Raw genomic sequence first — 12,903 nt, 5'->3', positions numbered from 1 at the left:
GGCGGCGGGCCCGCCCGTCAGCTCAATCCTTGCTGTGGTCGGTCGACGGGTCCAGCAGCCGGTGCAGATGCACCACGAAATAGCGCTTCTGGGCGTCGTCCACCGTGGCCGCGGCCTTGGCCCGCCAGGCGGCATAGGCTTCGGCGTAGTTCGGGAACACGCCGACGATGTCGACCTTCGACAGGTCGGAGAATTCGACGCTCCGCGGGTCCTTGAGGTCGCCGCCGAGGACGAGGTGTAGAAGCTGCTTGGGCTGGTCGGTCATGGGGTTCACTTCGTGCCGAACATGCGGTCCCCGGCATCGCCGAGGCCCGGGAGGATATAGGCGTTGCCGTCGAGGCCGCGGTCCAGCGCTGCGGTGTAGATGCGCACGTCGGGGTGCCTGGCGTGCAGGGTGCGCACGCCCTCCGGCACCGCCACCAGCGCCATGAAGCGGATCAGCTCGTCCGGCACGCCGTGGCGGTTCAGCACGTCGACGGCGTGGACCGCGGAATTGCCGGTGGCCAGCATCGGGTCGACCGCGATGAAGATGCGGCCCTGCGGCTCCGGCAGCTTCACCAGGTATTCGACCGGCATCTTGGTGTCGTGGTCGCGATACAGGCCGATATGGCCCTGGCGGGCGGAGGGGATCAGCTCGATCAGCCCTTCGGTCATGCCCAGCCCGGCGCGCAGGATCGACACCAGCGCCACCTTCTTGCCCAGCAGCACCGGGGCGTCCATGGCCTCCAGCGGCGTCTCGATCCGCTCGGTCGTCATCGGCAGGTCGCGGGTGATCTCATAGCCCATCAGCAGCGAGATCTCGCGCAGCAGGCGGCGGAATCCGTTGGTCGACCGCCCCTTGTCGCGCATGTGCGACAGCTTGTGCTGGATCAGCGGGTGGTCGAGGATGAAGAGGTTGGGGAATTCGGGCAGCGTCTTCATCGGGCCTCGGGCGCGGCGGTCTCGGCCCCGACCATACAGGGCGGGGCCGACGGTTCCAAGGCCGGGTTGCTTATGACCGCTCCAGCGTGAAGCCTTCGTCCAGCCAGCCGGTCAGGCCGCCGATCATGATCTTCACCGGCCGGCCCAGCTCGGCCAGCCGGATCGCGGCGCGGTCGGCGCCGTTGCAATGCGGTCCGGCGCAATAGACCACGAACATCGTGTCCATCGGCCATTCGGCCATGCGCTCGGCGGTGATCGTCCGGTGCGGCAGGTTGATCGCGCCGGGGACGTGGCCGGCGGCATAGGCCTTCGGCCCGCGCGCCTCGGCCAGCACGAAGCCGGGGGCGCCGGAGGCCAGAGCCTCATGCACGTCGGAGCAGTCGGTCTCGAAGGCCAGCCGGGCGCGGAAATGGGCCAGCGTCTCGGCGGCGGGGGCAGCGGGTATGGCGGTGACGGCGTTGCTCATGATCGGTCTCCGTGGGACGCAGGCGGCACTGTGCCTGGGTCGGGCGGGCCAAGCCATTGGCACGGATGACAGGGATCGGGCAGATCTTGCCAAACCGCCGCGCGTCAGGGCCGGAAGAAGCGGTGGCCGCCGATGGTCAGCAGATAGGCCTCGGGCGTGGCCCAGGCCGGGGCGCCGACGCGGGCGGGCGCATAGAAATGGGTGGCGCCGCGAGTGGGGTCGGTGAAGATGCCGGCCATCATGTGCAGCGCCACCGACCAGGCGATGCGGAACCGGGCCGCGTCGCGGATGGTCAGGTCGCCGGTGGTCCAGGGGAACTGGCCGCGGTCGGCGATGACGCTGCAGATGGTCTTGGGATAGGCCGGGACGCGCAACCGGTTCAGCACCACCTGCGCCACCGCCAGCTGGCCCAGCCGGGTCTCGCCCTGGGCCTCGAAATACACCGCATAGGCTAGGCAGCGGGCCTGGCGCAGCACCTGCGGCCGCTGTCGCGCATCCGTCAGCCGCAGCCGGCTGACGATCAGGCGGCGGATCTGTGCCGGGCTGGTGCGGGCCTGGGCCGAGGGCTGAACGGTGGGTGTCGGCCCGGCCGCGGCCGGGGCGTCCGGGCGGCTCGGGATCAGGCTGCCGACCGGGTCGCCGGGCGGCATGAGCCAGCCCTCACCCAGCTCCTGGGCGCGCAACCCCGGCGCCAGGCACAGCACCAGCAGCGCCGCCAGCAGCGGCGTGAGCAGGGCCGGCCGGCGCATCAGGGCGGCGGGGGCGGGAACAGCGGCAGCTCGACCGAGCCGTCGGGGCCGGTCAGGGTCACCGATCCGGGCGCGATCCGGTCGACATGCCAGCCGGACAGGTCGTCGCCCGGCCGGGCGGTCATGATCTCGCCGGTGTCGTCGCGGCGCAGCAGCGCCACGCTCTGATCGCCGGCCAGGATCACGCCCTGCACCGTCACCGCCGGGGGTGGCTCGGCCATCGGCGGCGGTGGCGGCGGCGCCTCGGCTTCCGGCGGCGGGGGCTGCGGGCCGCGGCGGCTGGGGTTGAACAGCGGCCGCTCCACGGTCTCGGTCAGGGCCGACAGCTCCGGCGCCAGCAGGGGCGGCGGCTCGGCAGCCGGCGTCGCGGGCGGCAGCGCCGCCTGGGCGTTGCCGGAGCGCACGACGGCCGGCACCGCGGCCGGGTCGTCCGGCTCCAGCAGGTAGGACACGCCGATCGCCAGGGGGCCCAGCACGAGCAGCAGGCGGGTCAGGGGATGCCAGGCCATGTCAGCTGCCCTCCGGCCGGCGCATCACGCCATAGACATCGACCGAGACCGTCAGCTCCGGGTCTTCCTCGCCCTCGGTCGATTCGGTGCGGATGGTGAAGGCGGGGATGAAAAGCGGCGGCGCCCCGGCCTCGAAGGCCTGCAGGATGTTGCGCAACGCCTCGATCCGGGCGCCGAAGCTGGCGCGCAGCCCGACCCGGCTGTAGCCGCCGGGATCCTCCACCGCCGGCAGCACGGTCATGCTGTCGACCCGGCCGCCCTGGGCCACGACGACGCCCGAGACCAGCTGCTGCAGCGAGGCGCTGGCGATCGCCGGGCTGGCGCCCTGCAGCGCCGGCGTCTCCCCGCCCGCGGCCGCGACCAGGGCGGCCTTGCGCTCCTCCAGACGGTCGCGGGTCAGCGCCAGCCGGGCCAGCAGCGCCAGCTCCTGGCGCAGCCCGGCGGCGGTGTCGTCGGCGTCGCGGATGGCGACCGCCCCGGCGGCAAAGCCGGCGCCGATCCCGACCAACAGCAGCAGCAGCAGGCCGATGGCGATCAGGCGGTGGGCCGTGGGGCTCAGGTCGATATTCATGGTCGCTGCGCTCCCGGCACCAGCGCCGCACTGACGGCGAAGCGGTCCTGGCTGCGCTGCGGGTCGCGCACGCTCGGCGCTGCGAAGGCGACGGATTGCAGCTGCGGCAGCGCCGACAGCACCGAGATCAGCCCGGCGGAATCATCGGCGAAGCCGCCCAGCCGCAGGGTGCCCTGGTCCAGCGACAGCTCGGTCAGCCAGGCGCCGTCGGGCAGGGCGCGGCTGACGGTCTCGATCAGGGTCGAGACATAGGGCGTGGCGCGGCGCTGGGCGCCGAGATAGGAGCCGGCCTCCTCCAGCGCCCGGATCTCGGCCTGCAGGGCGCTGGCCGGCGCCGTCGCCGCACGGGCCGTGGCCACCTGGTCGCGCAGACCCGACACCACCGACCAATGCGCTGCGACGGTCCAGACCAGCCACGCGGCCGCGACCGCGGCCGGGGCGCCGAGGCCGAGCCCGCCGAGCCAGGCCAGTCGGCGCAGCGCCCGGCGGCGCTCGGCATCGATGTCGTGGCGCAGGTCGGGTCCCGGCGGCGCCAGCGGATCCTCGCCGGCCAGGTCGACCACATCCGGGGTCCAGCCGGCGGCGCGGGCCGCCTGCACCGCGGCATCGATCTGCTCGCGCGGCATCGCCGTCAGCTCGATGGCGATGGTGGCGGCGTCGCCGGTCGGGGGCAGCCGGCGGGCGGCGAAGGCGGCGGTGCCGGGCGGCCAGGGGGTCAGCCGGTCGATCTCAAAGCGCAGCACCCGGCCCAAAGCCGCCTCGGCCTCGCGCGGCAGCGCGATGCGGCGGCGCAGCCCGACCTCGGCCGGGAAGCGCAGCACCACCTCGGCGCCGCGCCGCTGCTGGCCGCCGGCCGGAGCATGGCCCAGCGGCACCTCGCGCAGCACGCGACGGCCGCGGCTCTCGATCAGCCGGGCGCCGTCCTCCCGCCAGAGCAGGATCAGCCGGCGCCGGCGCAGGATCGGTCGGAACAGCCAGCGGTCGGGCACCAGCCCGGCCAGCTCGCGCCCCCACCATCGCAGAAACACCGCCGTTCGACGGACCATGCCGGCGATCATGCCGGGCCCTCCCCCACATGCCGGCCGAAGCCGGCCTCCCGCCAGTCCAGGATACGATAGAAGCTCTGGCCGTCGGCGGCGACCCAGATCACCGCTTCGACCCGTCCGCGCGCACCGCGGGCGGTCGCGGCCTCGACGCTGACGCTGTAGACCGGGCCGGCCCCGGCGCGCAGTTTTTCGCCGAGATCCTGCGGCAGCAGCGTGGCCAGCCGCTCCAGCGTCGGCGCCGGGCGCTGCTGCCGGGCCCGGACCACCGCCTCGGCCTGGGCGCGGGTGACGCCGGGCAGGGCCTGCAGCACCAGCGGGTCGGCGGAGAACGGATCAATCCCGGCGGCCGGCGACAGGACTGTGACCAGCGGCATCAGCGCATCGGCCAGGGATCGATTGATGCCGGGGACCGTGCGCAGCTCCTCGGCCGACTGGAACGGGCGGGCCAGCGTGGCCGGGTCGTCCGGGTCCGGCGCCGTGGCGGGCCGGGTGGGCTCGGGCTGGCGTGTGGGCTGGCCGGGCTGGTCCGCACCGGGCGGGTGCCGCCCCTGGTCGCCGCCGCGCCGGCGCAGGATCGCCTTGGCCAGCCGCGGCGCTTGCTCCGACGTGCCCAGCACCACCGCGATCAGCCGCTGCAGCATCTCCTCGTCGGCCCGGTTCAGGTCGACCCGGCCGGCCTCGTCGCGGATGCGCACGACGATGCGGTCGTCGCCGAGCTCGGCGGGGTAGGGGGTGCCGTCGGCACGCCAGCCGCGGTCGTCATCGGCGGTGCCCAGCCCCAGCACCGCCAGCTCGACGCCGCCGCGCAGCAGCGCCCGCAGACGGATCTCCTCGGCGCCGTTGGCGGCGACGCGGGCCTCGGTCCGGCTGCTCAGGCTGAAGCCGATGGTCAGCATCGCCAGCATCACCAGCGTCCACAGCACCACCACCAGAGCGATGCCGCGCTCGCCATGGCGCGGGGCGCGGGGCGCGGCGGGGCGGGGGTCAGCCGGCCTTGGCATCGCGCTGCACCGACAGGCTGCAGAAATCGTCCGCGCCCGTGGCGGGCGGGGCGGCGGTGGCGTCGCCGGGGGACTCGGCCGCGGCCTGCGTGCCCTCCTGCGGCTGCGGCGGGGGCTGCTGCCGTCGCGGCGGCTGGCCAGCCTGCGGCCCCGACGGCGCGTTCTGTCCCGCTGGCTGCTGCGAGTCCGGACCGTTCGTCGCCGTGATGGTGCGGACGCAGGCGGCCTCGAGAGCGACCGGCAGCGGCACCACGATGTCGGGCCACACCGCCAGCCCCTCGGCGTCGCGGCTGCGCAGCCGGATCAGCTGCGGCGGCGCCTCGAGGTCCGGCCAGGGCGAGACCCAGCGCGGCCGCTGCTCGCCGGACACCGTGCCGAAATAGTCGAAGCGGTACGCGACGCGGCCGCGCGACAGGATCAGGTCGTCGGTCGCCTTGGCATCGGCAAAGCCGTCGAGCCGCGGGTCGAAGCGGGCGCGGGAATAGCGCAGGGTCGACTCGCCGGGCTGCACATCGACGTAGAAGAACGCGATGGCCAGGCCGGGTTCGCTCGGGAAGCCCGGATCGGCCACCACCAGCCCGACCCGGTCGGGATCGCCCCAGAAGGTGGCTGCGGGCTTGGCGCCGGGCTGGGCCTGCCAGGTCAGGCGCCGGGCCGCCGCCGCCTCGCGCCGCAGCGTCGACTGCACCAGGGCGATGGTCTCGGACGCCTCGGCCGCCCGGGCGCCGCGGTCCCAGCCGGCGGTGACGAAGCGCAGGCCGCCGGTCAGCAGCACCATCACCAGCGCCAGCACCACCATGGCGATGATGGTCTCGAGCAGGGTGAAGCCTCGCTGGTCTGGGGCGCTCATTGCACGGCCACCAGCGCCAGGGTGGTCATCTCGAACCGCGGGCCCGAGGCGGTGGGCTCGACGGCGATGCGCAGCCGGGCCAGCCGGGCCTGGCGGGCGCCCACAGTCACGGTCTGGCGCGGCGCCTGGTCCCAGCCGTCGGCGACGATCCGCCAGCGATAGCCGTCTTCGGTCTCGCCGGACACCGTGGCGCCCATGCGCAGCGGCGTCGGCAGCGTGTCCAGCTGTGCCGCCAGCCCCTCGGCGACGATGGCGGCGCGCTGCAGCCCGTCGGCGCGGGCCAGGCCGGTCAGCCCCGTGCCGAAGATCCGGAAGATCACGGTCAGGATCAGCCCCAGGATGGTCAGGGCGACCACCACCTCGATCAGGGTGAAGCCGCGCTCACGCCCCCGTGATTCAGCTTTCATCGCCGGCCTCCACGATCCGCACCCGGCCGGTCAGCCAGTTGACCTCGACCCGGTAGGCGCGGCCCTGGCCGGCCAGGCGGATGGTGCCGCCGGTCGACCTTCCGTCCGGCAGGAAGCGGATGCCCGGCCGGCCGTCGCGGTCGGCGGCGATCCCGGCGCTGGTGACGTCGATCGCGATGCCGTCGGCGATGCGGTGGCGCAGCGGCGCCGCGACCGGGCCGAAGCTGCGGCCGACGGGGTCGATCACCACGCCCTGCGGCCCGTCGCGCAGGATGGCGTCGCTGCGTGCCTGCCGCAGCTCCGACGCCAGGGTCGCCACGGTGCGCTTCAGCTGGGCCTGGCCGGAGCCGCGCGCCAGCATCGGCGGCACCAGCGCTGCCACGACGCCGAGGATGACCAGGACCACCAGCAGCTCCAGCAGGGTGAAGCCGCGGTCGGTCCGGGGCCCGGCCCGATCACCAGCTGGTGATGTCGGCGTCATCGCCGCTGCCGCCCTCCCGCTTGTCGGCGCCCAGGGAATACAGGTCGAAGGCGCCGTGCTGCCCTGGCGCCCGGTAGTTGTAGGCGGTGCCCCAGGGGTCATCCGGCAGCGCGTTGCTGCGCAGATACGGCCCGTTCCAGCCGCGCACCCCGCCGGGGTTGGCCATCAGCGCCTTCAGCCCCTGGGCGGTGGTCGGATAGCCGCCGACATCGATGGCGTAGAGGTCGAGGGCGGATTTGAAGTTCTCGATCTGCAGCCGCGCCGAATCCGCCCGGGCGCCGCCGAGATAGGACAGGATCCGCGGCCCCACCAGCCCGGCCAGCAGGCCGAGGATGACAAGCACGACCAAGAGCTCGATCAGGGTGAAGCCGGCCTGGCGGCGGCGACGGATGGCGGCGGGCGTGTGGTTCGGAATCTCGGGCATGGTCTCTCAGAAGGCGAGGTCGTTGATGCTGATGACGGCCAGCAGGATGGACATGACGATGCCGCCCACCGCCAGGCCGAGGACGATGATCAGGGCCGGCTCGACCAGCGTGACCAGCCGCTTGATCGCGGCCTCCAGCTTGCGCTCATAGGCCTCGGCGATGTGCGCCGAGGTCATGTCGATCCGGCCGGTCTCCTCGCCGACGCGCAGCATCTGCACCGCGAGTGGCGGAAACAGGCCGATCTCGGCCAGCGGGTCGGCCAGGCCCCGGCCTTGTCGCACGCCGGTGATGACGGTCTCCATCGCGGCGCTGACGGCGGTGTTCGAGACCACGTCGCGCGACAGGGCGATGGCCGAGGGCAGGTCGACGCCGTTGCCGACCAGGGTCGACAGGGTGCGGCAGAACCGGGCGGTCGCCAGGATGCGGATCAGGGGGCCGATCAGCGGCAGGCGCAGGGCCGCGCGGTCCCAGGTCAGGCGCGGGCCGGGCTGGGCCAGGATGCGCCGCGTCACGATCACCGCGGCGACGATGCCGAGGCCGACCATCCAGCCATAGTCCTGGCAGAAGCGGCCGATGGCGATGACGATCGCGGTCGGCGTCGGCAGCGCCGCCCCGGCATCCTTGAAGATGGTCTCGAACTGCGGCACCACGAAGGTCAGCAGCAGGAACACCGACGACAGCGAGACCACGATCAGGATGGCCGGGTACAGCATGGCCGAGACCACCATCTCCCGGGTCTTCTCGCCGCGCTCGCGCAGCTCGGCCAGCCGCTCCAGCACCACGTCGAGCGTGCCGGAGCTCTCGCCGGCCCGGATCATGTTGACGTAGAGCCGCGGAAACACCGGGCCCTGCTCCTCCAGCGCGGCGCTCAGGCTGGTTCCGGCGCGCACCCGCGCCAGCACCTGGGCGGACAAAGCGGGGACCGGGCCGACGCCCTGGGACAGCGTCACCAGCGCCTGCTCCAGCGGCTGGCCGGCGGACACCAGGATCGCCAGCTCGCGCGTCATCTGGGTGATCTCGCCGGGCTTCGGCCCCCGGCGCCGGTGGAGTCCGCTGCCGACAGCCGCGCCGCCGCTGCGGCCGGCCTGAGCCCGCACCGGCGCCATGCTCAGCGGCAGGATACCGGTCGCCTCCAGCCTCGCCGTCAGGCTGGCCTCGTCCGCCGCCTCCGCCCGGCCCTCGACCACCGCGCCGCTGCCGTCGATCGCCTTGTACGCGAAGACCGGCATGTCACCACTCCTCGGTGACGCGGTGGACCTCGTCCAGCGTGGTCAGCCCGGCCAGGCATTTGTGCAGCCCGTCCTCATACATCGTGACCATGCCGGCCCGGCGCGCCGCCTGGGTCAGGGCGGCGGTGGAGATGCGGTCGCGCAGCAGGTCGCGGATCTCGTCGTCCGGGACGAAATACTCGAAGATGCCCATCCGGCTGGTGTAGCCGAGGTCGTCGCAGGCCGGGCAGCCGACAGCCTCGTATAGCTGCGGCGTTCCGGTTGTCAGCGGCCGGGCGGCGGCGGCGCGCTCGACCAGCCCGGCCGGGGTGTCGACCGGGCGGCGGCATTCCGGGCACAGCCGGCGCACCAGGCGCTGGCCGATCACCCCGGCGATGGTCGAGGTCAGGAGATAGCCGTCGACATGCATGTCGAGCAGCCGGTTGATCGACCCGGTGGCGCTGTTGGTGTGCAGCGTCGACAGCACCAGATGGCCGGTCAGGGCGGCGTGCACCGCGATGTTCGCGGTCTCGCCGTCGCGGATCTCCCCGACCATGATCACGTCCGGGTCGTGCCGCATGCAGGACCGCAGCACCCGGGCGAAATCAAGCCCGATCTGGGGGCGGACGTTGATCTGGTTGACACCCTTGATCTGGTATTCGACCGGATCCTCGACGGTCAGGATCTTCCGGCTCGGCTGATTGAGGATCCGCAGCGCGCCGTACAGGGTGGTGGTCTTGCCGCTGCCGGTCGGGCCGGTGACCAGCAGGATGCCGTGCGGCCGGGCCAGCTGCTTCAGCAGCGTCGCCTCGACCTCCGGCGCGAAGCCGATCGCCGACAGCTCGATGTCCATGCCGGCGGTGTCGAGCAGGCGGATGACGACGTTCTCGCCATGCAGGGTCGGCACGGTGGCGACGCGCATGTCCATGCTGCGGCCGCCGACTGTGAAGCGGGCGCGCCCGTCCTGCGGCAGCCGGCGCTCGGCGATGTCCAGCTTGGACAGGATCTTGATCCGGCTGATCAGGGCCGGGGCCAGCCGCACCGGCGGCGCCTTCATCTCGCGCAACAGGCCATGGATGCGGTAGCGGACCTTCACCTCGTCGCGGTAGCACTCGACATGGATGTCCGAGGCGTGCATCCGGATCGCGTCGCTGAAGATCTGGTTGACCAGGCGGATGACCGGCGCCTCCTGCGCCAGGTCGCGCAAATGCTGCACGTCCGGGTCGCCCGCCGTCTCCTCGGTCTCGCCGCCGATGTCGTCGACGATCCGCTCGACCGCCGACCGGCCGCTGTCGAAATAGCGAGCGAAGGCGTCGTCCAGGTCCTCGGTGGCGGCGACGCAGGGGCGGACCGGCCGGCGCATCGCCAGTTCCACCGCCTGGCGGGCATAGGCATCGCCCGGATCGGCCATGGCCAGGACCACGCCATCCTCGGCCTCGGCCAGCGGCAGCACCCTGCTCTCGCGCAGGAAGCGCGACGACAGCCGGCCGTCGAACAACGGCGAAGGCGGGAAGGCGTCGGGGCCGACCAGCGGCACGCCATGCTGCAGCGACAGGGCCAGCGCCTGGTCGCGGCCGGACACCAGCCCCAGCTTGGACAGCAGCGCCGGCACGCCGTCGCCCGAATTCTCCTGCAAGCGCGACACACGCGCCCGGTCCTCGGGGCCCAGCTTTCCGAGCTCGACGAGAATATCCAGGAGCGGTTTCACATTGCCCTTCCGGTGCCGGTCCCCCAACGCGACCCGCCGCGCATCCCATCATCGCCGGGCGGCGGACGGCCGGCAATCTCGGCCGTCATGAAACTGCGGTCAAACAAAATGTTTTTGTTTTATCAATGGGTTGATTATCTGGTTTCAATAAAACTTAACACGAATGCAACAAATTTGCTTCGAATCGAGCCCAATTGCTCTTCGCTCTTGTCGAGCCGGGGCCGGTCGGTTATGGCTCGGCGTCGCAGCCGGGGGATGGCTTTAGTGGGTTTCAGGGCGTTTTCCTTCAGAATCCTTGGGATTCCGCTGCTGCTCGCGCTGGTGTCGTGCGGCCAGCAGAAGCCGGACCAGGCCCCCTCGATGTTCGACGACCTGGCCAATCGGTCCCTGGCCGCGCCCGGCGACACTCGTTCCCGTTCCAACGTCGTCTCCTCGACCGGCCGGACCCAGGCGGTGCGCCAGGCCCAGGTCTATCCCGGCATCGACGCGGTGCCGGGCGAGCCGGCGGCGATGGGCGCGCCGATCCAGGCGCAGCCCGGCGGCTACCAGGTCAACTTCAACAATGCCGACCTGGCCCAGGTGGTGCAGGCGGTGCTGGGCGACCTGCTGCACCAGCCCTACACCATCGATCCGCGGGTCACCGGCACGGTGACGCTGTCGACCCAGGGGCCGATCAAGCCGGACGACCTGGTCGCGATGCTGGAGACAGTGCTGCGCGCCACCGGCGCGGCGCTGGTGCAGGACGGCCGGGCCGGCTACCGCATCGTGCCGCTGGGCGAGGCGGTGTCCGGCCGCACCGTGCTGCAGCTCGGCTCCGACCCGAAGCCGTTGCCGGCCGGTTACGGCATCACCATCATCCCGCTGCGCAACGTCTCTGCCGAGACCATCGGCCCGCTGATCGCGCCGGCGACCAATCCGGAGCTGGTGCGGGTCGACCCGACCCGCAACCTGGTGCTGATCTCCGGCACCAGCGCCGACCGGGCGGCGCTGGGCGCCACCGTCCAGTCCTTCGACGTCGACTGGCTGCGCGGCATGTCGTCAGGGATCTTCCCGCTGCAGCAGGCGCAGCCCGAGGCGGTGATCAAGGAGCTCAGCGCCGTGTTCGGCGGCGCGCCGGACCGCGGCCCGCTCAAGGGCCTGATCAATTTCATGCCGGTCGAGCGGCTGAACGCGGTGCTGGTGGTGTCATCCCGCGTCGACAAGCTCAATGAGGCCGGGCGCTGGATCCGGCGGCTGGACCAGGGCGATTCCGATGACGAGCGGGTCTACGTCTACATGGTGCAGAACGGCACCGCGGCGAACATGGCGCGGGTGCTGGGCCAGGCCTTCGGCAAGGTCGACGAGGCCGGCGCCTCGCCCTTCGACGACGAGCTCGGCTCGGATGTCGCCCGCGGCCTCGGCCAGTCCAGCAGCAGCAGCAATGGCGGCACCGACCAGGCCAACGCCGCCGGCACGCAGGGCAGCACCAATCAGCCCGCATCGGGGCAGCCGGGCACGGGCACCAATTCGCAATTCGCGCCGATCGACTTCAACGCCCAGCAGAAGGAAGGCGACGCCTCGATCCTCGGCCTCGCCGGCGCCCAGGCCGGCAAGGCCGCAGTGTTCAAGCTCGACAAGCTGGGCGAGGTGCGGGTAGTGCCCGACCGGGACAAGAACGCGTTGCTGATCCGCGCCCGTCCGGCGGCGTTCCGGCTGATCGAATCGGCGCTGCGCGCGATCGACGCCAGCCCGCTGCAGGTGGTGATCGAGGCGACGATCGCCGAGGTGACGCTGAACGACCAGCTGCAATACGGCGTCCAGTACTATCTCGAAACCGGCTTCGGCTCCGCCGGCTTCACCACCCGGGCTGCCGGCAGCTCGCCGGCCGGATCACTTGCCACCCCAGTGCCGCAGGCCGGCTCCGGCCTCAATCTGGTGGTCTCCACCGGCGGTGCCCGGGTCGTCCTGAACGCGCTGTCCTCGATCACCAATGTCCGGGTGGTCTCGGCCCCGACCCTGTCGGTGCTGAACAACCAGACCGCGCGGCTGCAGGTCGGCAACCAGGTGCCGGTGCGGACGCAGCAGAGCCAGTCGACCGACAACACCGATTCGCCGGTGATCAGCAACATCGAATACAAGGATACCGGCGTGATCCTGAAGGTGACGCCGCGGATCAACTCCAACAACGACGTCAGCATGGACGTGCAGCAGGAGGTGTCGAGCATCGTCAACGACGCCGCCTCCACCCAGGCCGACGCGCTGGCGCCGACGATCTCGACCCGCCGCATCGGGTCAATCGTCTCGGTCGCCAACGGCCAGACCGTGGTGCTGGGCGGGCTGATCCAGGAGAACCAGCAGAACGGGCGCGGCGGCGTGCCGGTGCTGCAGGACATCCCGCTGCTCGGCAACCTGTTCTCCTCCACCAGCAGTAGCCGCGACCGGACCGAGCTGGTCGTGTTCATCACCCCGCGGGTGATCCGCAACGCCGCCGACGCCCAGGCGATCGCAGAGGAGCTGCGCTCGCGCATGGAGGCGCTGCGGCCGCGCACGGCGGGCGGCCGGCCGCGTCCGCTGTGATCGCC

Annotated in this window: 15 protein-coding genes; 1 reads left to right on the top strand and 14 read right to left on the bottom strand. The window is 72.3% G+C overall.

Features of this window, described 5'->3' with window-relative positions; all coding sequences use genetic code 11:
* Positions 1–22: 22 nt before the first annotated feature.
* The 14 genes from FFK22_RS15370 to FFK22_RS15305 all read right to left on the bottom strand — a co-directional run bounded on the left by FFK22_RS15370 (position 23) and on the right by FFK22_RS15305 (position 10,342).
* A complete protein-coding gene (locus tag FFK22_RS15370; protein WP_138885649.1) occupies positions 23–265 on the bottom strand; it encodes a DUF4170 domain-containing protein in 243 nt (80 codons plus the stop codon).
* A 5-nt stretch (positions 266–270) separates the two neighbouring features.
* Positions 271–921, bottom strand: coding sequence for a uracil phosphoribosyltransferase (gene upp, locus FFK22_RS15365; RefSeq protein ID WP_138885648.1), 651 nt, complete (start codon positions 919–921; stop codon positions 271–273).
* Positions 922–991: 70 nt separating this feature from the next.
* The gene (locus FFK22_RS15360; RefSeq protein ID WP_138885647.1) at positions 992–1,387 is read right to left on the bottom strand and encodes a rhodanese-like domain-containing protein; all 396 of its coding nucleotides are present in this window, start codon (positions 1,385–1,387) and stop codon (positions 992–994) included.
* Positions 1,388–1,491: 104 nt separating this feature from the next.
* Positions 1,492–2,136: a cell wall hydrolase gene (locus FFK22_RS15355; protein ID WP_138885646.1), complete on the bottom strand. Its 645-nt coding sequence runs from the start codon at positions 2,134–2,136 to the stop codon at positions 1,492–1,494.
* A complete protein-coding gene (locus tag FFK22_RS42960) occupies positions 2,136–2,645 on the bottom strand; it encodes a hypothetical protein (RefSeq protein WP_186002478.1) in 510 nt (169 codons plus the stop codon). The genes FFK22_RS15355 and FFK22_RS42960 overlap by 1 nt, the downstream gene beginning before the upstream one ends.
* Position 2,646: 1 nt before the next feature.
* On the bottom strand, positions 2,647–3,216 hold the full coding sequence (gene gspM / locus FFK22_RS15345; protein WP_138885645.1) for a type II secretion system protein GspM: 570 nt from the start codon (positions 3,214–3,216) through the stop codon (positions 2,647–2,649).
* Entirely contained in the window at positions 3,213–4,274 is a 1,062-nt protein-coding gene (locus tag FFK22_RS15340) for a PilN domain-containing protein (RefSeq protein WP_138885644.1), read from the bottom strand. Before FFK22_RS15340 ends, gspM begins: the two co-directional genes overlap by 4 nt.
* Complete coding sequence (locus tag FFK22_RS15335; protein ID WP_138885643.1) at positions 4,271–5,263, bottom strand: general secretion pathway protein GspK; 993 nt, start codon at positions 5,261–5,263, stop codon at positions 4,271–4,273. Before FFK22_RS15335 ends, FFK22_RS15340 begins: the two co-directional genes overlap by 4 nt.
* A complete protein-coding gene (locus FFK22_RS15330) occupies positions 5,247–6,113 on the bottom strand; it encodes a prepilin-type N-terminal cleavage/methylation domain-containing protein (protein ID WP_138885642.1) in 867 nt (288 codons plus the stop codon). Before FFK22_RS15330 ends, FFK22_RS15335 begins: the two co-directional genes overlap by 17 nt.
* On the bottom strand, positions 6,110–6,520 hold the full coding sequence (locus FFK22_RS15325) for a prepilin-type N-terminal cleavage/methylation domain-containing protein (RefSeq protein WP_138885641.1): 411 nt from the start codon (positions 6,518–6,520) through the stop codon (positions 6,110–6,112). The genes FFK22_RS15330 and FFK22_RS15325 overlap by 4 nt, the downstream gene beginning before the upstream one ends.
* Positions 6,510–7,001: a GspH/FimT family pseudopilin gene (locus FFK22_RS15320; RefSeq protein ID WP_138885640.1), complete on the bottom strand. Its 492-nt coding sequence runs from the start codon at positions 6,999–7,001 to the stop codon at positions 6,510–6,512. Before FFK22_RS15320 ends, FFK22_RS15325 begins: the two co-directional genes overlap by 11 nt.
* Positions 6,976–7,425 (bottom strand): type II secretion system major pseudopilin GspG, encoded by a 450-nt coding sequence (gene gspG / locus FFK22_RS15315; protein WP_138885639.1) that lies wholly within the window; start codon positions 7,423–7,425, stop codon positions 6,976–6,978. The genes FFK22_RS15320 and gspG overlap by 26 nt, the downstream gene beginning before the upstream one ends.
* A 6-nt stretch (positions 7,426–7,431) precedes the next feature.
* On the bottom strand, positions 7,432–8,655 hold the full coding sequence (locus FFK22_RS15310; protein ID WP_138885638.1) for a type II secretion system F family protein: 1,224 nt from the start codon (positions 8,653–8,655) through the stop codon (positions 7,432–7,434).
* A 1-nt stretch (position 8,656) separates the two neighbouring features.
* Positions 8,657–10,342 carry a GspE/PulE family protein gene (locus tag FFK22_RS15305; RefSeq protein ID WP_221938616.1) on the bottom strand — a complete coding sequence of 562 codons (1,686 nt, stop codon included), beginning with the start codon at positions 10,340–10,342 and terminating at the stop codon, positions 8,657–8,659.
* A gap of 264 nt (positions 10,343–10,606) precedes the next feature.
* Here FFK22_RS15305 and gspD point away from each other — a divergent pair, with 264 nt between their 5' ends.
* Positions 10,607–12,898 (top strand): type II secretion system secretin GspD, encoded by a 2,292-nt coding sequence (gene gspD, locus FFK22_RS15300; RefSeq protein ID WP_186002477.1) that lies wholly within the window; start codon positions 10,607–10,609, stop codon positions 12,896–12,898.
* Positions 12,899–12,903: the final 5 nt, after the last annotated feature.

Origin of the sequence: Mycobacterium sp. KBS0706 (genome assembly GCF_005938675.2) — a bacterium.
Lineage (GTDB): Bacteria > Pseudomonadota > Alphaproteobacteria > DSM-16000 > Inquilinaceae > Inquilinus.
Note: the sequence above shows the minus strand (reverse complement) of the source record. Positions and strands in the feature narration are given on the sequence as shown.

Bases quoted from the DNA above. Each gene is read 5' to 3' on its own strand.
- FFK22_RS15370 (WP_138885649.1), bottom strand. From the start codon at position 265: ATGACCGACCAGCCCAAGCAGCTTCTACACCTCGTCCTCGGCGGCGAC.
- upp (WP_138885648.1), bottom strand. From the start codon at position 921: ATGAAGACGCTGCCCGAATTCCCCAACCTCTTCATCCTCGACCACCCG.
- FFK22_RS15360 (WP_138885647.1), bottom strand. From the start codon at position 1,387: ATGAGCAACGCCGTCACCGCCATACCCGCTGCCCCCGCCGCCGAGACG.
- FFK22_RS15355 (WP_138885646.1), bottom strand. From the start codon at position 2,136: ATGCGCCGGCCGGCCCTGCTCACGCCGCTGCTGGCGGCGCTGCTGGTG.
- FFK22_RS42960 (WP_186002478.1), bottom strand. From the start codon at position 2,645: ATGGCCTGGCATCCCCTGACCCGCCTGCTGCTCGTGCTGGGCCCCCTG.
- gspM (WP_138885645.1), bottom strand. From the start codon at position 3,216: ATGAATATCGACCTGAGCCCCACGGCCCACCGCCTGATCGCCATCGGC.
- FFK22_RS15340 (WP_138885644.1), bottom strand. From the start codon at position 4,274: ATGATCGCCGGCATGGTCCGTCGAACGGCGGTGTTTCTGCGATGGTGG.
- FFK22_RS15335 (WP_138885643.1), bottom strand. From the start codon at position 5,263: ATGCCAAGGCCGGCTGACCCCCGCCCCGCCGCGCCCCGCGCCCCGCGC.
- FFK22_RS15330 (WP_138885642.1), bottom strand. From the start codon at position 6,113: ATGAGCGCCCCAGACCAGCGAGGCTTCACCCTGCTCGAGACCATCATC.
- FFK22_RS15325 (WP_138885641.1), bottom strand. From the start codon at position 6,520: ATGAAAGCTGAATCACGGGGGCGTGAGCGCGGCTTCACCCTGATCGAG.
- FFK22_RS15320 (WP_138885640.1), bottom strand. From the start codon at position 7,001: ATGACGCCGACATCACCAGCTGGTGATCGGGCCGGGCCCCGGACCGAC.
- gspG (WP_138885639.1), bottom strand. From the start codon at position 7,425: ATGCCCGAGATTCCGAACCACACGCCCGCCGCCATCCGTCGCCGCCGC.
- FFK22_RS15310 (WP_138885638.1), bottom strand. From the start codon at position 8,655: ATGCCGGTCTTCGCGTACAAGGCGATCGACGGCAGCGGCGCGGTGGTC.